This is a genomic window from Maribacter sp. (genome assembly GCF_049667165.1).
Classification (GTDB): Bacteria; Bacteroidota; Bacteroidia; order Flavobacteriales; family Flavobacteriaceae; genus Maribacter_A.
The window spans coordinates 1-24,178 of record NZ_JBATHS010000045.1 but is presented as its reverse complement, the minus strand read 5'-3'; the positions used below and the strand labels follow the sequence as shown (position 1 = coordinate 24,178).

Here is a 24,178-nt window from a genome sequence, read left to right as displayed (position 1 = left end):
GGAGAAGCCTCCACCCTTTTCGTCCCAAATCTTACCATAAACTTAACCTACTTATGCTATGGCAACACTAAAATACTGGTATTGTGGTAAATAAAAAAGAAATTTTAACAAATTTTAGGTTTATATTCCGCGGCAAATGCGCAATACAACCTTTAAAAGGTAAGGTTAACCCTGTTAATTACTGGGGTTTTCATAAATAAAAAAGGTAGGACAATGTCCTACCTTTTTTCCCCAAATCTTACCATGAACTTAACCTACTTATGCTATGGTCCAGCAAACATAATGCTTAACTCCAAAGCCGTGAAAGGTTTTAGACAAACTCCCTGTTCTCTGGTTGAAATGCGTATTACAATGGTTATGATTACAGCTGATGTAGGAAAGGTGTGTCTATTCTAGGATAAAGAGTAAATCGAGTGGGAGACTTCGCCATTTGATGTGCTTGATTCGACCATCTATTTTAAAGAACCGTTTATCGTAGTTTCAAAATAGGGTCACATAAAAATAAAAAGGTGGGGCATTGCCCCACCTTTTTCCCCAAATCTTACCATGAACTTAACCTACTTATGCTATGGTCCTCCAAACATAGTGCATAACTCCAAAGTGATGAAAGGTTTTAGATGAAAACCCATATCCTTGGTTAAAGTGTGAAGATTAATGGATAAATAGGCTTTTTGCCCTCGCCCACGACCGTTTAATTGGGCGAAGTGTAAATTGCTAAGGGATAACTATCGATGTGAAGGGTGTAACTCTATACGATAAAGAGTAAATCGAGTGGGAGACCCCGAAAAATGACGCTGATGATGCGATTTTCCAAATTTTGAATTTCGCCCGTGGCAGCTGCAAATTGTAATCTCATTAAAATAAAAAAGGTGGAGAAGTCTCCACCTTTTTTGCCCCAAATCTTACCATGAACTTAACCTACTTATGCTATGGTACGCCTAAAGTAGGCGGGCCTACTTCCTTATAGACTATAAACACGATAAACAGCGTATATTATCGATGAAATGCACATTTTGATGTATTTCATCGATAAAGCCCTTAGTAGGCTCTTTCGTTCTTTCCTTCAAAAAAGTTGATGAATGCCCTGTTGACGACTTTGTTTCCTCCCGCCGTAGGATAGTTTCCGGTAAAATACCAGTCTCCTAGATTGAGCGGACACGCTGCATGTAGACTTTCTATGGTTTGGTAGATGATCTTGACTTCAGCCCTCATGTCGTCGGGACTTAATAATTCGCCGATCTTTTCGGAAATCTGATTCGCCGAGAACGGGGCGTAGAATTCCTTTACATAGTTCACAATTTCATGATCCTTTGAATTGACCTGCTCAACACATTTATTGTAAATCAATGCTACCTGATCCAATGTGTTATGATCCTCATGAAGGGCAAGGGCAGCCTTAAAGGCTATAAAGTCCTCGAGTTTGGCCATATCAATACCGTAACAATCGGGATACCTGATTTGGGGAGCTGATGAAACAACGATGATTTTTTTGGGTGATAACCGATCCAATATTCTTAAAATACTTTTTTTAAGGGTAGTGCCCCTGACAATACTATCATCGATAATAACAAGATTGTCATTCTTTTTAACAGAACCGTATGAAATATCATAAACATGGGCAACCAGATCATCCCTACTACTGTCCTGTGTAATGAAGGTTCTGAGCTTTGCATCCTTAATGGCCACCTTTTCTATTCTTGGCCGTATTTCAAGAATTTCATGCAATTCTTTTTGGGTTATTTTTGAGCCGATCGAAAGGATTTGTTCTTCCTTCCTTGAATTCAAATAATTCTGGGCTTCTTTTACCAGACCAAAGAACGAAGTTTCCGCCGTGTTCGGTATGTATGAAAAGACCGTATTCTTAATATCATGGTCTATAGCCTTCAGGATTTGAGGAAAAAGTAGCTTGCCCAGTTCCTTGCGTTCCTGGTAGATTTCCTTATCACTTCCCCTTGAAAAATAAATCCGCTCAAACGAACAGGCCTTTCTTTCTTTGGGTTCTAATATTTCCTTGATCGAGGAGCTGCCGTCTTTTTTGATGATAATGGCATGGCCAGGATCAAGTTCTTTGACTTCTTCAAAAGGCACGTTGAAAACGGTTTGTATGGCAGGTCGTTCAGAAGCCACAACAACAACTTCATCATCCTTATAGAAATACGCAGGCCTAATGCCTGATGGGTCTCTAAGTACGAAGGCGTCCCCATGACCCAGCATTCCGGCCATCGCATACCCCCCATCCCAGTTTTTTGCAGCTCTCTTGAGGATTTTATTCAGTTTCAATCTTTCGGCGATCAAGGGGGAAGCCTCCATTTTGTTATAACCTTCCTTTTTGATCTGTTTGTATAATTTGGCAACGGCATCATCCAAAAAATGACCTATCTTCTCCATTACCGTCACAGTGTCGGCCATTTCTTTGGGATGTTGTCCGATTTGTACAAGGTTTTCGAAAAGCTCATGAACATTAGTCATATTAAAATTACCCGCGACAATGAGGTTCCGATGCATCCAATTGTTCTGTCTTAGGAAAGGGTGTACATTTTCGATACTGTTCTTTCCAAAAGTCCCATAGCGGACATGTCCTAAAAGCACTTCACCAATGTATGGAATATTCTTTTTCTGGGCTTCGACATCATCCTTGTATTCGGGGTGTTCTTGAAACGCCACATTGATACGGTCATTGATTTGGTCGAAAATATCCTGTATGGGCTGCTGTGCTACGGAACGAACACGGCTCATATAACGTTCGCCAGGGTTCACATCAAGTTTTATGCTTGCAAAACCAGCGCCGTCCTGTCCGCGATTGTGCTGTTTTTCCATCATCAGGTACATCTTGTTCACCCCGTAAAAAGCCGTACCGTATTTTTCTTTATAATAGGATAATGGTTTGAGTAAACGGATTACCGAAATACCACATTCATGCTTAATTGCGTCGCTCATCGCTTCTATAGATTAAAAAAGCCCTGGCGATTTTTGCAGGGCGTAGTATTATTGTAATTCAATATCAAATTGGGTCAATGCCTTAAATTGATGCATTCTCTTATTTATTTGTTTCCTGTCAAGAGCTACCATTCTTTCGGTACCGAAACGTTCAACACAAAAAGAAGCTAGATTGGACCCATGGATAACCGCATTTTTTAAATTGTTGAATGATGTATTACCAGTTGCGGCTAAATATCCGGCAAATCCCCCCGCAAAGGTATCGCCTGCCCCTGTGGGGTCGAACACCTCTTCCAAAGGCAATGCAGGGGCAAAGAAAACATCCTCCTTATGAAACAACAAAGCCCCATGTTCCCCTTTTTTAATGACTACATATTTAGGCCCCATTTTCTGGATTTCCTCTGCCGCTTTTACCAATGAATATTCATGAGTGAGTTGCCGGGCTTCCTCATCATTGATGGTGATCACATCGGTACGTTTTATAACTTGCATCAGTTCTTCCAGGGCATTATCCATCCAAAAATTCATGGTGTCCAGAATAACCAATTTGGGCCTTTTTGTCATTTGATCGAGCACACTCATCTGAATGTTGGGGTGTAAATTACCCAACATGACCACTTCGGCATTCTTGAAGTTTTCGGGCACCACAGGCTTGAAATCGGCCAAGGTGTTCAACTCGGTCACCAAGGTGTCCCTTGAATTCAAATCGTTGTGGTATTTGCCTTTCCAGAAAAAGGTCTTGCCCCCTTTTACCACTTCGAGTGATGAAATATCAATATTCTTATTCTTGAGTAAATCGATATATTCTTGCGGAAAATCATCGCCAACGATAGATACAATGGCCGATTGTACATCAAATTGAGAGGCCGCAAGGCCTATGAAGGTTGCTGCACCACCCAAGATCTTATCTGTTTTTCCGAAAGGGGTTTCGATAGCATCGAAGGCAACGGTGCCGACAATCAACAATTTTCCCATCAAATGAAATTTTGGTGCAAATATACAGTATTGAAATTCCAATAACCACCCCTGTTGATATCAAATCATTAAATTTATTGACGGGCACATTTTTTTTAGCAGTGGCAAAATTGGAAGTCTCCAAAATGTTCCAATTCGATCATTTTGGATACAACAGCATTTATATTTTAGGGTATGGCTTACTTCCTCCCAAAATCGGCCGGGATTTCCCCCCAGGCCTTGGTTTCCCATTTTACGATAGGGGTGGTGTAAGAATTGGTTTTTAACCACGTAATGGCCCTGCGCACCAAATCAAATAGATCTTTGTTTTCAGTGGTTTCCACTAACTTGGTGTTGCAGGTCTTTTTTCGAACCCAACTCATGGCCGTTCTCGAGTCGGTATAGATAATACGGTCGCTCTTGTGCTGCATTAAAAAGGCGAGCCCATGCACAATGGCCAAAAATTCCCCTATATTATTGGTTCCTTGTTTAAATGGCCCTTGCTTGAATAGTTTTTTACCTGACTTCGTGTCGACCCCTTGGTACTCCATGACCCCTGGATTGCCACTTGATGCGGCATCTACGGCAATGGAATGATAGTCGGGCTCCCCGATCATAAGCAGCTGCTCTGGGGATAAGCTTGGGCTTGAATTCTTTTTCCCCTTGTATTCCTCATAATTCGAATTATAGGCCTTTTTAGCCTGATCAAAGGTGGGGAACGATTTGTATTGGGCCCCTTTATGACCTGTTATAGCCGCTTTACAATCATCCCAACTAGTATAAACCCCGGGTCGTTTGCCTTTCCAGACGACATAGAATTTTTCTTTTTTCGCCATTAATGGTCCGTTAACAATTCAGCTATGATTCTTGGATAATGCGCATATTCCAGCGCATGCACTTTCTCTGCAATCGCATCCGCACTATCTTCAGGACGTATTTCTATTTTCGCCTGATGAATGATGGTCCCTTCATCGTAATACTCATTGACATAATGAATGGTAATACCCGATTCCCTTTCCCTATTTTCCTTTACGGCATGATGTACTTTCGCCCCATACATACCTTTACCCCCATATTTGGGTAACAAGGCAGGGTGAATGTTTATGATCTTGTTTGGGAAGGCCTTAATGATCTTTTCAGGGATTTTCCAGAGAAACCCGGCTAGGACGATCAAGTCAGGATGCGCTCCCTTAAGAATATCGAGTACGCAATCGGTGTCCTTAAAAGCCACTTTGTTGAAATATAAGGCACTGACATTCAATCTGTTGCAGCGGTCCAAAACTTTGGCATCCCTTTTGTTAGTGAGTACGATGGCTACAGTAACATTAGGCTTATCCTGAAAATACCGAATTATATTTTCAACATTGGATCCAGAACCAGAGGCAAATAGAACAATTTGTTTGGTTTTCAAAAATAATGGATTTTAATATGAAAAATAGCATTGTTGTTTTCAGTATTCCGTAAAGAAAAAGAACCCGGATTAAAGAACATAGCAGGCACACTAAAATAAAAAGGGGCTATAATCGACGACCTATGAACTTTTCTTAAAACGTTACCGAAGAAATTATTTTGGGCTAAATTAATACTCTTGTGTTTAAATTTCTTAAATTACTAGACATTTTAACCTTAAAAGCTATTATTAACACCAAAGTTTTTTATTTTTGCCAACAATTTAAATTTTTAAAACCAAAATTATTATGTCAGACATTGCATCAAGAGTTAAGGCTATCATCGTTGATAAGTTAGGAGTTGATGAAAACGAAGTTGTATCAGAAGCTAGCTTTACTAACGATTTAGGGGCGGATTCACTGGATACGGTTGAATTGATTATGGAGTTCGAGAAAGAATTCGATATTCAAATCCCTGATGATCAAGCTGAAAATATCGCAACAGTTGGCCAAGCCATAAGCTATATAGAAGAAGCGAAGTAATCTTATGATTGCTTGAACACGTTAATAATTATCCATGCGGTAAATATGCTGCATGGATATTTTTATTTAATTTACACTTAGCTTATTAATAAAAAATTAGCACAATGCAATTAAAGCGAGTTGTAGTTACTGGATTGGGTGCCTTGACACCTATTGGCAACAATATTGAGGAATATTGGGATGGCCTGGTCAAGGGTAAAAGTGGCTCTGCACCCATTACTTATTTTGATACTGAAAAGTATAAGACCAAGTTCGCCTGCGAACTTAAAAATTTCAATGCCGAAGATTATTTTGACCGAAAAGAAGCGCGTAAACTAGATCGTTTTGCACAATATGCACTGGTTTCCTCGGATGAGGCCATACTTGATTCCAAGTTGGATCTTAATGTCGTCGACAAATTTCGAGTGGGTGTAATCTGGGGAGCAGGTATCGGTGGACTGGAGACTTTTCAAAACGAAGTGATAAACTTTGCAGAAGGCGATGGTACACCAAGATTCAATCCTTTCTTTATCCCTAAGATGATTGCGGATATTGCCCCAGCCAATATTTCAATTAAGCACGGCTTTATGGGTCCTAATTATACAACAGTTTCTGCCTGTGCATCAGCTGCCAATGCGATGATAGATGCCCTAAACTACATTCGATTAGGCCATTGCGATGTTATTGTTACCGGTGGTAGCGAGGCTGCTGTTACCTTGGCAGGCATGGGAGGGTTTAATGCCATGCATGCGCTTTCAACTAGAAATGACAGTCCTGAAACTGCTTCAAGACCTTTCGATGCCACCAGGGATGGCTTTGTATTGGGGGAGGGTGCAGGAGCCCTAATTTTGGAGGAGTATGAACATGCAAAAGCAAGAGGGGCAAAAATATACGCAGAGGTTATGGGTGGCGGACTTTCAAGTGACGCCTACCATATGACCGCACCACATCCTGATGGAATTGGTGTAGTAAAGGTTATGGAAAATTGCTTAAGGGATGCAGGTTTAGGCATTGAAGAGGTTGACGCCATAAATACCCACGGTACTTCCACGACTTTAGGTGACGTTGCGGAACTGAAAGCCATATCCCAAGTTTTTGGCGATCATGCGCCAAAAATCAACATCAATTCCACAAAATCAATGACCGGCCATTTATTGGGTGCGGCAGGGGCGATTGAAGCTATCGCTTCCATATTGTCAATGGTACATGGTATTGTTCCTCCAACGATAAACCATACAACGGTTGATGAAAATATTGACCCAAAACTCAACCTTACCTTAAACACGGCCCAAAAAAGGGATGTGAAGGTTGCTATGAGCAACACTTTTGGGTTTGGCGGTCATAATGCCTGTGTTGTTTTTAAGAAAATCAGTTAATCAACCCATGAATTTCCCATCCAATATATTTAATTCCCATTCCAAACAGGATGGGGATTTTTTTTTGGGTATCACCGATATTCTTGGCTTTAAGCCAAAGAAATTGGAAATATATAAAAAGGCCTTTTTGCATAGATCGTTGAATAAAAAAGACAAAAAAGGCAACCCCATGAATTATGAACGACTCGAATTTCTTGGCGATTCGATGTTGGGAACCATTATTTCGAGATATCTATATAATGAAGTTCCCGAAGGAGATGAGGGATATCTAACCAAAATGCGTTCAAAAATAGTAAGTAGGGAACATTTGAACGAATTGGGGAAAGATCTGAATTTGATAAAATTTGTGGAAAGCAGAATTCCCAAAACCCATTTCGGCGATAATATACACGGGAATGTTTTTGAAGCCTTGGTAGGTGCCATTTATTTAGATCGAGGATACAACTATTGTGAAAAATTCATCCGTCAAAGAGTGATTGTTCCCTATGTTGATATTGAACAGTTGGAAGGCAAAGTCATTAGCTATAAGAGTCTGATCATCGAATGGTGCCAAAAACAAAAAAAAGCCTTTAACTTCGATGTATATGAAGATACTGGCAACGATGAATTAAAGCATTTTGCAGTGAAGTTATCCATTGGGGACAAAGTTGTGGCCAAAGCGCGTGCAACTTCTAAAAAGAAGGCAGAGGAACGCGCTTCAAAACGCGCCTTCTTCGCCCTTCAGGACAGGATAGGTTAAATCTGCCCCAAGAAAATGAAAATATATCATTCAAGATCGATCAAAAATGGCTTTCGCCTTTAGTGGCCTAGGCAGTATATTTTATTAATCATATATTTACGCTTTTGTAGGGAAATGGCAGCAGTGCATAAAATTAGCGTGGATTTTTACGAGGAATCCTTTACCCTTATCGCATTACATAGTACTATGCCCGATTTTTCAATCGTGTATGCCATAAACAAGGTACTCATGTCAAAATTCGCAAGGGCACCAAAAGATCTGGAATTGTCAGAATACAAGGCATTTCCATTTTTTGAATGGCAAGACGATACCCAAGACCGGTATTGGTTATTGATTTCAAATGAGAGTACCAAAAAAGAGCGTTTGATACGGGATGGCCTTTTTCAGGATGAACCTTCCTTCGCAAAACACCATTTGGTTCCAGAATACAAAGAGGTCGATTATTTCATCAAGATTGAACACGATGATGATATTAACGAAGCCCTATTGTTAAAGGAATTACTGACGATACCAAGAATAATCACTGCATACAGTGTGGATGCAGATGTATTGAAATCAAGAAACAACTTAATTTTTTAATGAATGCCAAATAAAAAAAAGACGAAAATAGTTGCAACGCTGGGCCCTGCTACAAGTAGTAAGGAAGTAATCATGGATATGATAGAAGCTGGTGTTGATGTCTTTAGGATTAATTTCTCGCACGCCGACTATGAAGATGTAAGGCAACGTGTACATATGATTCGCGAAATCAATGCCGAAATGGAGACCAATATTGCCATTTTGGGCGACTTGCAAGGACCTAAGTTAAGGGTTGGTGTAATGGCGGAAGAAGTGGTTGTTGCTCCCGGTGATGAAATTACCTTCGTAACCGGTGAGCCATTCGAAGGAAATTCAGAAAGGGTTTATATGAATTATGACGCTTTTCCAAAAGACGTGAATCCCGGAGAGCGAATTTTGTTGGATGATGGGAAATTGATGTTCGAAGTGCTATCAACCAACAAGAAAGACCAAGTTAAGGCCAAGGTAATTCAAGGAGGGCCACTAAAATCGAAAAAAGGGGTGAACTTACCCAATACCAATATCTCATTGCCGGCACTTACCGAAAAAGATATCAAGGATGCCATTTTTGCGATTTCGCTGGATGTGGACTGGATTGCATTGTCCTTTGTGAGACATAGTCAGGACATCATTGACCTACAAAATATTATCAAGGAACATTCAAAACACAAAATACCGATTATTGCCAAAATTGAAAAACCGGAGGCGGTTGAGAATATTGATAAGATTGTCTCTTATTGCGACGGCTTGATGGTGGCCCGTGGAGATTTGGGCGTTGAGGTCCCTGCCCACGAGGTTCCTTTGATCCAGAAAAAATTGGTATTACGTGCCAAAAAGGCCAGAATACCCGTTATTATTGCCACCCAGATGATGGAGACCATGATTACCAGTCTTACACCCACAAGGGCGGAAGTCAATGATGTGGCCAATTCAGTGATGGATGGTGCAGATGCGGTGATGCTTTCCGGTGAAACCTCGGTCGGCAATTACCCCGTACAAGTGATAGAAAAAATGGCGAGTATCTTGATCAGTGTTGAGAATTCTGAGCTGATCTCTGTGCCACAAGAACCCCCTAATATTAGAACGAATAGATATATTACGAAATCAGTGTGTTATCATGCGGCCATTATGGCCAATGAGATAAAGGCCAAGGCCATCTCTACCTTGACCAATAGCGGCTATACGGCTTTTCAAATCTCCGCTTGGAGGCCTAGTGCCCATATTTTGGTATTTACCTCCAATAGAAGGATTTTGACCCAGCTGAATTTACTTTGGGGGGTTAAGGCTTTTTATTACGATAAGTATGTTTCAACCGATGAGACTATTGAGGATGTGAATGGCATCGCATGTAAAAAGGGGTTTTTGGAAGTAGGTGATATGTTGATCAGTTTGGCGGCTATGCCTATTAAGGACAAGGGAATGGTGAACACCCTAAGGGTTACTGAGATCCAAACCTGCAACTATTAATAGCATCCAAATTCTCGTAAATCGTATAGGTGGTTTATTTATTTCTTGCGTGATGTATAAAAACAAGGTTCATTACGTAATCCTTAACCAGACTATTGGTGTTTTCTAGTTGCTGGTCATTTCTTAAAATAAACCTATTACCATAAAATAAAGGTAAAACGATCAGAAACCTTTCGTATTCTTGACCCCGCTTCCTCACCATGTGATAAATGAAAGAATGACATTTGATATTGCTGCCAAATGCCATTCTGACATTTTTTATTAGGACTTCTTTAATAATTATAAGAATAAATTCTTAAGGGAATTTTAATTTTTTTTAGTGCTTTGCCCCAATGTAGGTTTCGGCATTCATTTTGCTCTGTCTCAGATGATTTTTTGAATGATTGTTTAACGTAAATCTTTTGTAGTTATGGGTACTTTAGCAACAATTGGAAACAAAAATTTGGCAAAATCAACTTCGAACGGCTTCACTTTCCCGACTTGGTTTGATGAAATGGTCAATCAAGACCTACCTTCTGTTTTCACGGCCAATTTCAACATGGGCATAACACTCCCAAAAGTAAATATCAGGGAAACCAAGGACGCCTATTTTGTTGATATGGCAGTGCCAGGAATGAAAAAATCGGATTTCCATATCGATTTGGAAAATAAGGTGCTATCCATTTCATCAGAAATGCACCAAAACGATGAAAAGGAGGAAGAAAAGTATACCCGAAGGGAATTTGGATACGCCTCGTTTAAACGTTCCTTCTCACTACCGGAAACCATAAAGGAAGAGAAGATAAAGGCTATGTATACCGATGGGATTCTTAGCGTACATCTTCCCAAGAAGGAAGAGGCCATTCAAAAACAGCCAAGAAGTATTAAGATTTCATGAGAATTAGCAACGGAAATCGGCATCGCCGATTTCCGTTTAATTTTCGTTGTAAATGAAGGTTGGTCTCTTTGGTATTCACGATGAGCGCATGTGTTGAGGCACTGAGAACAAATCCGTAGTCGGATTTTTCTGGCCAATCTATTAAATTCAAATGTAGAAGTAGTAAAGAACCACGGAATAATGAGCACCAATGTCGCGCATGCGATGTGCTGCAGCATAAAATAATCGCTAATTATAAAATTAAGGTACAATGAAAAAATATAGTATACTGGTTTTGTCTGCACTTTTAACAATGAGTTGCAATAGCCAGGAAAATAAAACTAAGGACAACGCCCAAATGAAAGGGAACGAAGAACAACTTACTGAAACCCCAAAAGGAAGCTGGAAAATAAATAAGGAATTCGATGAGGATGGCAACCTTATTCGTTACGACTCAATCTATTCATGGTCCTCGAATACGGACCTTGATGATCTTGCCACTATGGATAAGGACAGTGTCTTAAAATCGATGCAATCGAGGTTCTATCGAAGTTTTTCCGACTTTAATGGGGAAGGTTACCCCGGATTTTTCAGCGAGGATTCACTATTTACCAAACAGTTTTTTACAAACGATTTTTTTGAAAGCGAATTTGGGCAAGATTTTATGGATATCGACCGGGTCAGGGAACGTATGGAACATATGCAACGAAAGTTTTTGGAACGTTACCAATCCGAATTGGGAAAACAGGAAGAGGGAGGTTCGAAAGATTAGTCTGTGTATTGCAAGGGATACGTTTGATGTTATGCCATGAAAGACACCTTATTGGTAAGAACTTCAACTAAATAAAGACCGAGGCGCCCTAACACTCGGTTTTTTTATAGCGTTTGTCACCCGATATACATGCGTATCAATAAACATATGTCCTTCCCCAGGGTTTCACTTAAAGGGTACTGAACCCAGAGATTAGGTAGGTGACGGGGTTAACCCAATCATAATGAATGGGGGTGGGCCATTTCAATTCTACAAAAGCCCCCAACTTCGAAAGAGGCACGAAGCGTGGTTTAAGTTGCCTTGAACAGGATAGGCAGTGTTTAAAACAATTCTTACGGAACCAGGATTTCCAATGATTTTTCCAATATGGAAATGTTCAAATTTTTATCGGTTATTTCAAAGAGCTCACCATCTATCTGCGATTCAAAATAATCACCATTGCTTTTGCTCAGGTATAATTCTTTCGTTTGAAAACTTTTGGCTTCCGGTAACCAATACACCTTTCTCAATAGGATCAGAATACCAAACCACAGCATTTTCAATCTATTGATTCTTGAAACGATCAATACATCCAAAAGACCATCCTGCAAAGACGCTTTTGGTGTAAGGCTCACATGGTAGCCCATTTCATTTGAATTGGATATCAGTATAATAAAGGGATTGACCAATTGGTTCATATCGTTGATGCGAACTTCGAGGTTTCGGTTTCGTCCCATATCCCGAAAAGAAGTAAGACAGGCATTCAAGTACCCATAAAGGGTGCGTTTCTGGGAAGATTCATAATGTTTGATCACACTAGCATCGAAGCCAATACCCATATTGCTGAAAAAATAACGGTTATTGATTTGCCCAACATCGATTTTGATTGACTTCTTGTTTTTAATAATGGCCAATGCCTTCCTTATATTTTTAGGAATTTGTAGGTTGGAGGCCAAACCGTTGCCAGAACCCATTGGAATGATACCCATGGGTATATCCGTGCCGACAAGACACGAGGCGACTTCGTTGATTGTCCCATCTCCACCACATGCCACGATAATAGCGGCGTTCTCAGTAATTGAATCTTTCGTTAGGGCAGCGGCATGCTTTTTATAGGCAGAATGTTTTACCGTCAGATGATGTACGTTTTTTACAAAATAGGGTTCAAGAAATGACTTGGTCAATGGGGATTTCCCGTGACCTGAGATAGGATTAACGATAAAATGGATTTCTATCATTTATCTGTATCCTTTAATTTTAACCCATCATTATGGTATAGATAATCGGCTACTTGATAATTCGATATGGCGGTACGTAGAAAGGTGTAGTCTATTTTCAGCGGGAGTAAACTGTTATCCCCTGAATTCCATTGATAGAAGTTGGCTGTATTCCCATCACCCAAAACCATCACTTTGTCGTCTTTCAAATAGCCCAGTTTGCGATAGTTGCCTATAAGGGCGCGCTCATTGGAAGGTTTCATTTTTAAGATGTTTTGGCCGAATAGATTGGATCGGTAATCCCATTTGAGCTGGGCAAATAATGTTGGGAACATATCGATCTGTGAACTTAGATTATCTATATGAAGGGGGTGTGCATCGGGGAGGTTAAAGATCAATGCGGGAATATGATAGTTTTTGATATCCAATTCCCAACGCCCTGCACTACTGGCGCAATGGTCGCTCATAATAACAAATACCGTATTCGTATACCAAGGTTTGGTCTGTGCCGTTTTTAGGAATTCGCCTATGGCATAGTCGGTATATTTGATACCTCCTTTTCTCCCAGTACCTGAGGGAATATCTATTTCCCCTTCAGGATAGGTAAAAGGCTTGTGATTGGAAGTGGTCATGACAAAATCAAAAAACGGTTTTCCGGTTTCATGGGCTTTATCGGCTTCCTTGATGACCTTATTGTAGATATCGGCATCGCAAACACCCCAGGCATTCTCAAAGGTAACTTCATTGTCCTCGATGTTTGTTCGGGTTGTCGTAATGTTTTTGTCCAAAAGAAAACCACGCCCCCTGTCAATGATATTGAAACCGTTTCCGCCAAAATAGGTATTCATATTATCGAAATACCCATCGCCACCATAGAAGAAATTCCGTTCATAGCCTTTTTCCTTGAACACTTCGCCAATGGTGAAAAGACCCAAATTGTTTTTACGTTTCACGATACTTCGTCCTGGAGTTGGGGGAATGGACAAAGTTATTGCTTCCATTCCCCTAACGGTGCGGGTACCGGTGGCATATAGATTCGTAAAGAACAAACCCTTATTGGCCAAGGAATCCAATGTGGGGGTAATATTATAATTACCCCCAAGCGAATTCAGGTATTTCCCACTAAGACTCTCAATACAGATAAAGATGATATTCGGTGTAAGCACTGTAGTTAAGCTATCCGAATTTTTTACAAATCGGAAAAGCTCATTATTTAAGGGATGTTCAAAGGTGTCACCATGGTCCTGAAACACTTTTTTTACTGTTGCAAATGCCTCTTTATCAGGTATTGTCCTATAGAATTCCGAATAGGCGAGTTCATTGTTATTGAATGCGGCGAAAAAAGAATAAATACCTGCCTTTGAAAGTTCGTTGTTAAAACGGTTTGGGGACCATTCTGCCTGATCATTGGTTATGAAACCAACAGACACGAATACAATAACGAACCAAGGTGCCGAAGCCATCAGTTTCTGTTTGAACGGTGTTTTGTTTTGATAAGTACTTCGAAATACCCCGAATTTATTGGTTACAAAAAGGGTTACTGCCACTAAGGCCATCAAAGATGTCAATAGAATGGGTAAGGGATAGGATTCATTGATATTCTTGACCACCTCATAGGTGTAAATCAGGTAATCGACCGCTATAAAATTGAACCGCCTTTGAAATTCGTCCCAAAAGGTGAACTCGCCGAAAAATGAAAAATAGATAATCAGAATTCCCAAAAAGAACCCAAAAGATGTAATGGTTCTATCCACAGCGGAACCATACCATTTCACCGGGAACAGCAATAAATAGAGGAGATAAGGTATATTAAAGAATGCGATGGTAGCCAAGTCGTAAAGAAAACCAGTGGCAAAGGTCCGTACTACCTCGAATACCCCTTTATCCACTTCAGAATTATCCCAGATCAAAAAACTAAGGCGTACTAAAAAGGAAATTGCTAAAAAAACGAGTACCCAAGTCTTAAGGAGGGTGAATCGTTTAGGAAAAAGTTTTGACCACATTCGAAGTGTTATATAGACTGGAAGCAAATTTAGGGTTAAATTCTAAAGTGATCTTAAAGTTGGTGATGATGTGTCCTGACCGTTGCGTATCGCGTCTTGATATTGGTCTAAAAGGGTATGGCGGCATAACAACATTTTTTTACAGGTTTTATGTACATCAAGTGCGGTTTGCTGATGTATTTCAAGCAAGTAAAAGTCTGTAAACCAAAGAAGGCACTTTAAAATTAAAAGGGTATATGAACGCTATTGTAAAAAGACATAAAGGTGCTTTTTAGGTCGAGGTTTTTCCAAACCCTTTCGTAAGGAATGTGATCCTCCAAAATCAATGTACAAAACCAATATGGGTAGGTCCTAAAAGTCAAATTGTAATTGTACGGATATTGCATCTTCCTTTGGCTCGGTTTTCTTTTTTTCGGTATTCAGATTGGTTAGGGAAATGCCCAACAAACGCACGGAATTCTCCATTTTTTCCTGATAGAGCAATTCTTTTGAGAGCTCAAAAATCAGCGATTGATCGGCAATAAAATAGGGCATTGTCTTGCTCCGGGTTTGAAGTGTAAAATCGCTGTACTTGATTTTCAGGGTAATCGTCTTTCCGGCTATTTTTGATTTTTTTAAGCGTTTTTCAAGTTCGTTCGCAATATGTTCCAAACGTTCCATCATAAAGATCTCACTGCTCAGATTTTCATTGAAGGTTCGTTCAGCACCGACTGATTTTGGGATGCGATGGGGTTTAACTTCACTAGGGTGCATGCCACGCACGACATTATAATAATAAGAGCCGCTTTTGCCGAAATGGGATTCTAAAAATTCAAGTGTTTTTTCTTTGAGTTCTTTGCCCGTAAATATGCCTAATTGGTACATTTTATCGGCCGTTACCTTGCCTACTCCGTAGAACTTCCTAATTTCTAAATCTTCCATGAACTGCAGTACTTCCTCAGGGTTGACCGTTTTCTGGCCATTGGGTTTGTTGAAATCACTGGCGACCTTGGCTATGAACTTATTGATTGAAATGCCTGCCGATGCCTTAAGCCCTACTTCTTCGAGAATGCGTTGTCTAATCTCTTGGGCAATCAAGGTTGCTGACGGATTGCCTTTTTTATTGGTGGTAACATCCAAATAAGCCTCATCGAGCGATAGGGGCTCGACCAAATCAGTATATTCAAAAAATATGTTTCTAATCAGTTGTGATATTTCCTTGTACCGACTAAATCTGGGTTTGACAAAGGTAAGGTGCGGACAATTTTTCTTTGCCAAATAGCCGCTCATGGCACTATGTACACCATACTTTCTGGCCTCATAATTCGCTGCTGAAACAACACCCCTGATTTCATTTCCTCCCACGGCCAATGGTTTTCCGCGAAGGTCAGGATTATCGAGTTCTTCCACAGACGCATAAAAGGCATCCATATCGACGTGAATGATCTTTCGTATGGGGAAATCCGTTTGCATAATGTAAATTTATAATAACTTTTAATGATAGGGTATAAATGAAAACAGCGATAATTTTAGGGGCAACGGGATTGACAGGAGGAAAATTGTTGGAACTTTTGTTGCATGACCCAAACTATGCCAAAATCAAGTTGTTCTCAAGAAGCTCTTTAGGGATTGCCAATCCTAAAATAGAGGAATATCTTGGCGATATGTTCACTTTGAATGATTTTAAGGAGAAATTCACGGGAGATAAGGTCTTTTGCTGTATTGGAACGACCAAGGCAAAGACTCCTGATAAGGATTTGTATAGAAAGATAGATTTTGGCATACCAGTGAAAGCAGCGGAGCTTTGCAAGGAAAATAGGATTGATACGATTATTGTTATTTCGGCATTAGGTGCGAATTCCCAAAGCAACATATTCTACACTAGGACCAAAGGTGAAATGGAAGACGCTGTGTTAAAACTCCAAATACCAAAAACATACCTACTACAGCCCTCTTTGATAGGAGGTAAGCGGGAGGAGCGGAGAATCGGGGAATGGATCTTCAAACAAATGATGAAAGTAGCGAATCTGGTTATGGCCGGACCTTTAAAGAAGTATAAGACAATCCACCCCAAAACAATTGCAAAGGCTATGGTATGGTTGGCCAATAATGAATACGACAGGGTTAGGATACCCTCTGATGTCATTCAGGATTTGGCCGAACGGCATTGAAAGAAGTTAAAAAATAGGGATACAACAGGGAATTTATTTTAGTATGTATAGACATATATACATATAAATTCCTATCTTCGTTACGTACTATCTTTTTGACTACGTATGCAAAGAAAAACTTCCCAAAACCTAATTCCCGTAAAAAAGACCACTGAGGATGATTCGTCTTATGACATCTATCCGGCATTTTCTGTAGGGGAAGGGATCATCAAACAAGGATATGCCGCATTGGCCGATGAATTGTGTGCGGTGGAAACGGTTATTTTAGAAGGATATATTGGTGTGGATTGGGAGGAGGTGCGTACTTCATTAGAGACGGCATTTCAGCAAAAGGGATTACATGTCTCCTTCCTTAACAGCAATGCCTTTTTACATCCTGAAAGAGTAATCAAAGCGATGGTAGCCCCTTTTTTAGGTGGGGATGATCCTATTTTTGGAAATAAAACCAGCTTACAACAAAGCGATTATTTTGATCGAAAGCGCATGGCACCTGCTAAAATTGACCCTAAGGCAGATATTAATTTTGTTTATGGCACAGGGGCGTCCGAAATGGGCATCGATGGGTTATTGGTTTATTTTGACCTGCCCAAGAATGAACTTCAATATCGTATGCGGGCCAATGGCATAACTAATTTTGGTCTTCGCGCCCCCAAGGACCATAAACAAATGTATAAGCATTTTTACTTTGTGGACTGGCCTATTTTAAATAGGGAGAAGAAGCGTTTATTACCCCATATTTCCATCATAGTCGATCAGCAAAGACCTGGAAATCCGGTGTACATGAGTGGAGCTGAACTAAGGGAAGGACTTAAAAGAATGTCACAAAGTTACTTTCGGGTAAGGCCATGGTTCGAACCGGGCGTTTGGGGCGGCCAATGGATGAAAGAACGGTTTAAGGACTTAAATCAGAATGTGCCGAACTATGCATGGTCTTTTGAAATGATCGTTCCAGAGAACGGTTTGTTATTTGAAAGTGATGGAACTTTATTAGAGGTTTCATTTGATATGTTGATGTTCCAAAACAGTGCAAACATTTTGGGGAAAGCAGGGAAGCGCTTTGGAGATGAATTCCCAATACGGTTTGATTTTTTGGACACCTTTCAAGGTGGAAACCTTTCGGTTCAATGCCATCCGAAACCGGATTATATCAAAAGGGAATTCGGAGAGAACTTTACACAGGATGAAACCTATTATATTTTGGATGCTGGTGACGATGCCGAAGTCTATTTAGGTTTTCAGGAAGGTATTGCCCCCATGGATTTTAAAAAAGCATTACAACACTGTTATACGACCAAGGAAGAATTGGAGGTTGCGAAATATGTTCAGAAACTTCCTGCCCACAAACATGATCTTTTTCTAATTCCCCACGGCACTATACATTGTTCAGGTACCAACAACATGGTCTTGGAAATCAGTGCCACCCCCTACATCTTTACCTTTAAGATGTACGATTGGCAACGATTGGATCTGGAAGGCAATCCTAGGCCCTTGAATATTGATAGGGCGTTTGAAAACCTGAATTTTGAACGACAGGGTAAAATAGTTTTCGAGACCCTCTTAACAAAGCCAAACATTGAGGAATCAGGGGAGGGTTGGGAGAAAATACATTTACCGACACACCAAGATCATTTTTATGATATCTATAGATATGAATTCGATAGTAAGGTATCTATCAATACCGATGCCCAATGTCATGTACTAATGTTGGTAGAGGGCTCATCCATTGAATTGGCCGTTGAAGGTTCAAGGCCCCAAACTTTCCATTATGCCGAAACCTTTGCTGTTCCGGCAGCTGCAGGAAACTATTTCTTGAAAAATATGGGTAAGACCAAGGCTAAGGTCATTATATCATTCGTAAAAGACGAAGCATGTTAAAAACGAGGTCGATGAGTACAAGAACGAGCTATCTATGCTATTTAATGATCCTAGCGTCTGTTTATGGACATTCCCAACAGCATATACTTTGGCAACTCGGGGAGGCCAATAATAACGGCAATGAATTTGCACTTGCCCCAGCGGATTATGAGCGTTTCCTAGAAAAGGATTTTGGATGGGAAGACCGTTTTTTTATTGTTGGGTATTCTGATATAAAAAAAGACTTTCCGTATGTTCTGCCGGGAGCTATTGATTATTGGGGCGGTACTTCGGGTATTTCAGGAATACGCCCCCATCAATTGAATATTCTCTTTGGTATTGGCAATAAACCAAAAAAAGGTAACTGGAAGTTGATTGTCGATATTTTGGATTGCAGCACTGAAAACCCACCACTTTTCAAAATTTCCTTAAATGGAAAATCCTGGAAGTTCCAACTACAAAAAGGAAAGAACCCCAATGCCTTGAAAGGCGAAATAGATGCAGCACAGCAACAAATCATAGAAGTACCCATAACGGCGGAACTGTTGCAACACGGAGGTAACGAACTTCAATTGACCTCCCTTGATGGCAGTTGGTTGTTGTTCGATCAAATTAGATTGGAGGGTCCGGAGGAAGCCAGTCTATCACAACCCAAAAATATTTTTATTCGAGATGTCGCTCCCGCCCAGTATGAACTCAATGAAAATGGCAAAAATTTCCAGCCCTTATGGGTAGATGTACAACATTTGGAAGGTGCACCGCTACTTACCGTGCAGCTCGATGGTAAGGACATCTTCGAAAAAAGACTGGAACATGGCAGGGCAATTTTCGAGGTGCCCATGCCGGCCGTTGATGCTATAAAGGAAAGCAGGTATGCTATTTTGGAGGATGGTAAAATCGTGCAAGAGGGAATAATCAAGAGAGGACCCCAAAAAGTGAATCGTTTGGTCGATTATGTAGACACCAAATTAGGTTCGGGACATTCAAGATGGATGATTGCCCCTGGTCCGTGGATGCCTTTTGGAATGGTAAAGATCAGCCCAGACAATCAAAACGAGGGATGGCAGGCTGGATACCAACCCACATTTGAAAGCATAGGAACGTTTAGCCATATTCATGAATGGACCATGGCTGGCTTGGGAGTTTTCGCGACCAACGGACCGTTGGTCACCATCATGGGGAATCAAGGGCAACCGGATTCAGGATACCGTTCCCGTATCGACAAAACAACGGAAGAAACTCCGTTGGGTCATTATGCGGCACTATTAAGCGACTATAATATAAAAGCGGAACTTACGGCTACCACCCGATGTAGTTTTCAGCGCTACACCTATCCCAAGGATACCCCTGGGTCGAGAATTCTGGTCGACCTAAAAATTCCCGCGGAATATGGCTATACCATAGAAGAGGCCCACTTTAAAAGAATCAGTGATTACCAAATCGCGGGGTTTAGTAAACAGGTTTCGCCCTCCGTATGGGGAGAGCAATATTATAGAAAGCAGATGGTAGAGGATGGGGATAGAAAAAGGGATTGGGACGACATCAAACAGGAATACACCGTTCATTTTGTCATGGAATTTGACCAACCCATTCAAAAAATGGGCATATGGACCGATGGGGAAAAAGGGCAAACTTCATTTTTGAAGAATCAGGAAGAATGGACGATACAGAACCCTAGTGATGTAGTTGCGTTTTTGGAGTTCGATACCGAAGAAAACCAAAGGGTGCAAACACGGACAGGGTTGTCCTATGTAAGTATCGATAATGCCGCCTTAAATCTAAAAAAGGAAATTACAGAGCCTTTCGGATGGAGTTTCGAAAAGGTCCGTGACCATCAAAAGGACACATGGGAAAATTTGCTCAAAAGGGTGCGGATAACCACTGATGACCGATTGGAAAAAACGCGTTTCTATTCCAATATGTATCGTGCATGGGTAAGTCGAAATATATTCAGTGATGTTGACGGCAGCTGGGTCGATGCCAGCGAGAATGTTCGGAAATTTACAAATTCGGACGACGTGGCTCTAGGGTGTGATGCCTTTTGGAATACGTTCTGGAACCTCAATCAGTTTTGGAACCTCATATCGCCAGATTGGTCTTCAAAATGGGTGAAATCACAATTGGCTATGTACGATGCCAATGGCTGGTTGGCCAAAGGTCCTGCCGGCATGGAATATATTCCTGTCATGGTAGCCGAACACGAAATCCCCTTGATCGTTGGGGCCTATCAAATGGGCATTCGAGATTTTGATGCTGAAAAAGCCTTTGAAGCTGTTTATAAAATGCAAACCACACCTGGTGAAAAAGTGGGGAATGGTTTTGCCGGTAATCGCGATTTGGAAGCGTATATAAAATACAAGTATGTGCCCTATAACAAAGGTCGGTTTTCAAATACGTTGGAGTACTCCTTTGATGATTTTGCTGTATCCCAGTTTGCAAAGGCCTTGAATAAAACGGAAGCCTATAAACAATTCATCGATCGGGGATATTGGTGGGAGAATGCCATCGATCCCGAAATTGGCTTTGCCCGTTTACGGCATTCCGATGGTAGTTGGTATGAAGATTTCGATCCTATTAAAACCGGAGGCAACCACCAATATGTTGAGGGTAATGCCTGGCAACTTACCTTTTTTGTTCCACAGGACGTTCCCGCCCTCATCGATATTATTGGGGAGGATGAATTTGTAAAACGTTTGGATGGAGGATTCAATGTGAGCAGTACTTGGCGGTACAACGCACCCAATGACCTTTATTGGGATTTTCCGGTCATTCAAGGCAACCAACAATCCATGCATTTTGCCTATTTGTTCAATTGGGCAAAAAAGCCGTGGCTCACCCAAAAATGGAGTCGGGATATCATGGCACGCTACTATGGGTACGGTATTTCCAATGCCTACTTGGGCGATGAAGATCAAGGGCAGATGAGCGCGTGGTTTATCATGTCCTCCCTTGGCCTTTTTCAAACCGATGGGGGCACTAGAACAGACCCTATTTATGAAATAGCTAGTCCTTTGTTTGAGGAAGTAACCATAGATCTAGGTAATGAATATGTTAGGGGCAAGGCGTTTACCATCAAGGCAAAAAATACCTCTTTCCGTAATAAATATGTTCAAAGTGCTACCTTGAATGGTAAGATACATGACAATTTTTGGTTTTCGGCAAGCGAGTTGTTGAAAGGGGGTCAATTGGAACTGATCATGGGTCCCGAACCGAATTTTGATTGGGGAGTACAGGAATTACCAAAGAGTCCTAAACAAATTGAAAAATGAGATATTTAGTAGCATTATTTTTTGTTTTCTTATGTAGTTTTGGTTGTAAAGATAATAAGGTAGATGACAAACCTTTACAAGACCTGACACAATATGTGGATCCGCAAATAGGATCGGTACATGGGCGGTGGTTTTTTTATACCCCGGCTGCGCGGCCTTTCGGAATGGCAAAATTGGCACCACATACCAATGCCTATAACAGTCCAGGGAGTTGGGGGCCAACGGGCTATGATGATCGCCACACCTCTATTGAAGGGTTTGGTCATTTTCATGAATTTCAAATCGGTGGGTTGGTTTTTATGCCTACGGTGGGACCATTAAAAACCGTCCCAGGTACTTTGGAAGATCCAGACAGTGGGTATCGGTCCCGATTCAACAAGGCCAGTGAAACGGCAAAGCCGGGTTATTATTCGGTATTTCTTGATGATTATAAGGTAAAGGCAGAACTGACCTCGACCGAAAGGGTGGGGTATCACCGATATACCTTCCCCAAGTCAGAGGAAGCCCATTTGGTAATCGATATAGGCCATAAACAAGGGGAAAGCAGTGATGTAACTGATGCTTTTGCAAGAATCGTGAATGCGAACGAAATAGAGGGGTATATTGAAACCTATCCCGAGTATGTGAAATTCTGCGATCCAGGAAAAAGGGTGAAAATGTACTTTGTGGCCAAACTCAACAAAGAACCCTTAAGAACCGGAAGTTTTGTGGATAGTATACAAAAGAAGGAGGACATTGAAACTAAAGGCATTAACAACGGTTTGTACCTGACCTTTACCATGGAACAAGATGAGGTGCTCGAAATCCATACGGGTTTGAGCCATACTTCCATTACCAATGCCCGATTGAATTTAGAGACGGAGTCGAAAGGGAAGTCGTTTGACATGGTGAAAAAGGAATCCCAGGTGTTATGGAATAAAAAATTGAACCGAATTGTAGTTGAAGGAGGCCAAAAGGTCGATAGGATCAAGTTTTACACCGGGCTGTACCATGCTTTGTTGGGTCGGGGACTATCGAGCGATGTCAACGGGGATTATCCTTTGGTCGACGGAAAAATCGGCCATACCGAATTGGACGATACGGGTAAACCAAAGTATGATCATTATAATACCGATGGAATTTGGGGAGGATTTTGGAACTTGAGCCAAGTATGGGCATTGGCCTATCCGGATTACTTCAGTGACTACATCCAATCAAATATCGATTTTTATAAGGATCGTGGGTGGTTGCATGATGGGGTCGCCAATGGAGTCTATACCAATGGGGTGCAAACCAATTTTCAGGGCCTGTTATTGGCTTCGGCCTACAATGTGGGGATACGTGATTTTGAAGTAGAAACAGGGTATGAAGCGGCCCTCAAGAATGAATTGGAGTACCATGGCCGTAATTTGGGCAATGGTAAATATGACCTAAGCTATTTTGTGAAAGACAGGTATGTACCTTATAAGGATTCCATTATCTCTAATGGTTGGGTGTTCAATTTCGGGGGTTCCCACACGTTGGAATATAGTTTTAGTTCCTATGCGGTAGCTCAAATGGCAAAAAGCAGGAATGACAAGTCCAATTATGACAAGTTGATAGGGCAGGCGGATTATTATAAAAATCTGTTTGATCCCAAGACAAAATTTATACGACCTAAACTTGAAAATGGTTCCTTTATTAAAGATTTCGATCCCATGAAAGGTTGGGATGGTTTTCAGGAAGGCAATGCCTACCAATATACCTGGTATGTGCCCCATGACCCGGCCGGACTCATTGATTTAATTGGCAAACCATTGTTCAATGAACGCTTGGAGACCATGTTCGCTGATGCCCAAAAAAGCATGTTCGGAGGTGGATCTGAAGAAATACATAGCTTTTCGGGCGTGGAAAAATTGTACAACCACGGCAACCAGCCCTGTTTGCATAACCCTTGGTTGTTCAACTATTCGGGTAAACCATGGCTTACCCAAAAATGGGTGCGTACCATTTGTAATGAATTCTATGGAACGGAGCCTTTGCATGGTTATGGGGTTGGCCAGGACGAGGATCAAGGACAATTGGGGGCATGGTATGTCATGGCCTCTATGGGGTTGTTCGATGTACAGGGACATACTTCTGCAGACCCCTCCTTTCAATTCGGAAGTCCATTATTTGA

At 41.0% G+C, this 24,178-nt stretch carries 18 protein-coding genes; 11 read left to right on the top strand and 7 right to left on the bottom strand.

From position 1 onward, the window contains the following. Nucleotides 1-1,038 precede the first annotated feature (1,038 nt). The 4 genes from WBM98_RS02320 to WBM98_RS02305 all read right to left on the bottom strand — a co-directional run bounded on the left by WBM98_RS02320 (nucleotide 1,039) and on the right by WBM98_RS02305 (nucleotide 5,302). Nucleotides 1,039-2,937 (bottom strand): amidophosphoribosyltransferase, encoded by a 1,899-nt coding sequence (locus tag WBM98_RS02320; protein WP_424364409.1) that lies wholly within the window; start codon nucleotides 2,935-2,937, stop codon nucleotides 1,039-1,041. Between the two features lie 48 nt (nucleotides 2,938-2,985). Beyond that, nucleotides 2,986-3,912, bottom strand: coding sequence for a PfkB family carbohydrate kinase (locus WBM98_RS02315; protein WP_424364408.1), 927 nt, complete (start codon nucleotides 3,910-3,912; stop codon nucleotides 2,986-2,988). A gap of 179 nt (nucleotides 3,913-4,091) precedes the next feature. Beyond that, nucleotides 4,092-4,727, bottom strand: a complete 636-nt coding sequence (locus WBM98_RS02310) for a viroplasmin family protein (RefSeq protein WP_424364407.1) — start codon at nucleotides 4,725-4,727, stop codon at nucleotides 4,092-4,094. Further along, nucleotides 4,727-5,302 (bottom strand): phosphoribosylglycinamide formyltransferase, encoded by a 576-nt coding sequence (locus WBM98_RS02305; RefSeq protein ID WP_424364406.1) that lies wholly within the window; start codon nucleotides 5,300-5,302, stop codon nucleotides 4,727-4,729. Before WBM98_RS02305 ends, WBM98_RS02310 begins: the two co-directional genes overlap by 1 nt. Nucleotides 5,303-5,588: 286 nt before the next feature. Between WBM98_RS02305 and WBM98_RS02300 the strand changes: the two genes are divergently transcribed. The 7 genes from WBM98_RS02300 (at nucleotide 5,589) to WBM98_RS02270 (ending at nucleotide 11,569) form a co-directional block, all read left to right on the top strand. Continuing rightward, a complete protein-coding gene (locus WBM98_RS02300; RefSeq protein WP_047247024.1) occupies nucleotides 5,589-5,822 on the top strand; it encodes an acyl carrier protein in 234 nt (77 codons plus the stop codon). 104 nt (nucleotides 5,823-5,926) lie between these two features. Continuing rightward, nucleotides 5,927-7,177 carry a beta-ketoacyl-ACP synthase II gene (fabF, locus tag WBM98_RS02295; RefSeq protein ID WP_424364405.1) on the top strand — a complete coding sequence of 417 codons (1,251 nt, stop codon included), beginning with the start codon at nucleotides 5,927-5,929 and terminating at the stop codon, nucleotides 7,175-7,177. Between the two features lie 7 nt (nucleotides 7,178-7,184). Continuing rightward, entirely contained in the window at nucleotides 7,185-7,916 is a 732-nt protein-coding gene (rnc, locus tag WBM98_RS02290) for a ribonuclease III (RefSeq protein ID WP_424364404.1), read from the top strand. A gap of 114 nt (nucleotides 7,917-8,030) precedes the next feature. Continuing rightward, nucleotides 8,031-8,495: an IPExxxVDY family protein gene (locus tag WBM98_RS02285; protein ID WP_424364403.1), complete on the top strand. Its 465-nt coding sequence runs from the start codon at nucleotides 8,031-8,033 to the stop codon at nucleotides 8,493-8,495. Nucleotides 8,496-8,498: 3 nt separating this feature from the next. Continuing rightward, on the top strand, nucleotides 8,499-9,941 hold the full coding sequence (pyk, locus tag WBM98_RS02280; RefSeq protein WP_424364402.1) for a pyruvate kinase: 1,443 nt from the start codon (nucleotides 8,499-8,501) through the stop codon (nucleotides 9,939-9,941). 409 nt (nucleotides 9,942-10,350) lie between these two features. Then, nucleotides 10,351-10,818: an Hsp20/alpha crystallin family protein gene (locus tag WBM98_RS02275; RefSeq protein ID WP_424364401.1), complete on the top strand. Its 468-nt coding sequence runs from the start codon at nucleotides 10,351-10,353 to the stop codon at nucleotides 10,816-10,818. Nucleotides 10,819-11,068: 250 nt separating this feature from the next. Further along, the gene (locus tag WBM98_RS02270; protein WP_424364400.1) at nucleotides 11,069-11,569 is read left to right on the top strand and encodes a hypothetical protein; all 501 of its coding nucleotides are present in this window, start codon (nucleotides 11,069-11,071) and stop codon (nucleotides 11,567-11,569) included. 332 nt (nucleotides 11,570-11,901) lie between these two features. Here WBM98_RS02270 and WBM98_RS02265 read toward each other — a convergent pair whose 3' ends face one another. From WBM98_RS02265 to dinB, 3 genes are all read right to left on the bottom strand, one after another. Continuing rightward, nucleotides 11,902-12,786 (bottom strand): diacylglycerol/lipid kinase family protein, encoded by an 885-nt coding sequence (locus tag WBM98_RS02265; protein WP_424364399.1) that lies wholly within the window; start codon nucleotides 12,784-12,786, stop codon nucleotides 11,902-11,904. Then, nucleotides 12,783-14,768, bottom strand: a complete 1,986-nt coding sequence (locus WBM98_RS02260; RefSeq protein WP_424364398.1) for an LTA synthase family protein — start codon at nucleotides 14,766-14,768, stop codon at nucleotides 12,783-12,785. The genes WBM98_RS02265 and WBM98_RS02260 overlap by 4 nt, the downstream gene beginning before the upstream one ends. 351 nt (nucleotides 14,769-15,119) lie before the next feature. After that, nucleotides 15,120-16,220 (bottom strand): DNA polymerase IV, encoded by a 1,101-nt coding sequence (gene dinB, locus WBM98_RS02255; RefSeq protein ID WP_424364397.1) that lies wholly within the window; start codon nucleotides 16,218-16,220, stop codon nucleotides 15,120-15,122. A 38-nt stretch (nucleotides 16,221-16,258) separates the two neighbouring features. Between dinB and WBM98_RS02250 the strand changes: the two genes are divergently transcribed. The 4 genes from WBM98_RS02250 to WBM98_RS02235 all read left to right on the top strand — a co-directional run. Continuing rightward, on the top strand, nucleotides 16,259-16,918 hold the full coding sequence (locus WBM98_RS02250; protein WP_424364396.1) for an NAD(P)H-binding protein: 660 nt from the start codon (nucleotides 16,259-16,261) through the stop codon (nucleotides 16,916-16,918). Between the two features lie 105 nt (nucleotides 16,919-17,023). Beyond that, nucleotides 17,024-18,793 carry a class I mannose-6-phosphate isomerase gene (locus WBM98_RS02245; RefSeq protein WP_424364395.1) on the top strand — a complete coding sequence of 590 codons (1,770 nt, stop codon included), beginning with the start codon at nucleotides 17,024-17,026 and terminating at the stop codon, nucleotides 18,791-18,793. Between the two features lie 11 nt (nucleotides 18,794-18,804). Beyond that, complete coding sequence (locus WBM98_RS02240) at nucleotides 18,805-22,041, top strand: GH92 family glycosyl hydrolase (protein WP_424364394.1); 3,237 nt, start codon at nucleotides 18,805-18,807, stop codon at nucleotides 22,039-22,041. Further along, nucleotides 22,038-24,178 (top strand): GH92 family glycosyl hydrolase (locus WBM98_RS02235; RefSeq protein ID WP_424364393.1); only part of this gene is annotated, 2,141 nt, incomplete at its 3' end. The genes WBM98_RS02240 and WBM98_RS02235, both read left to right, overlap by 4 nt.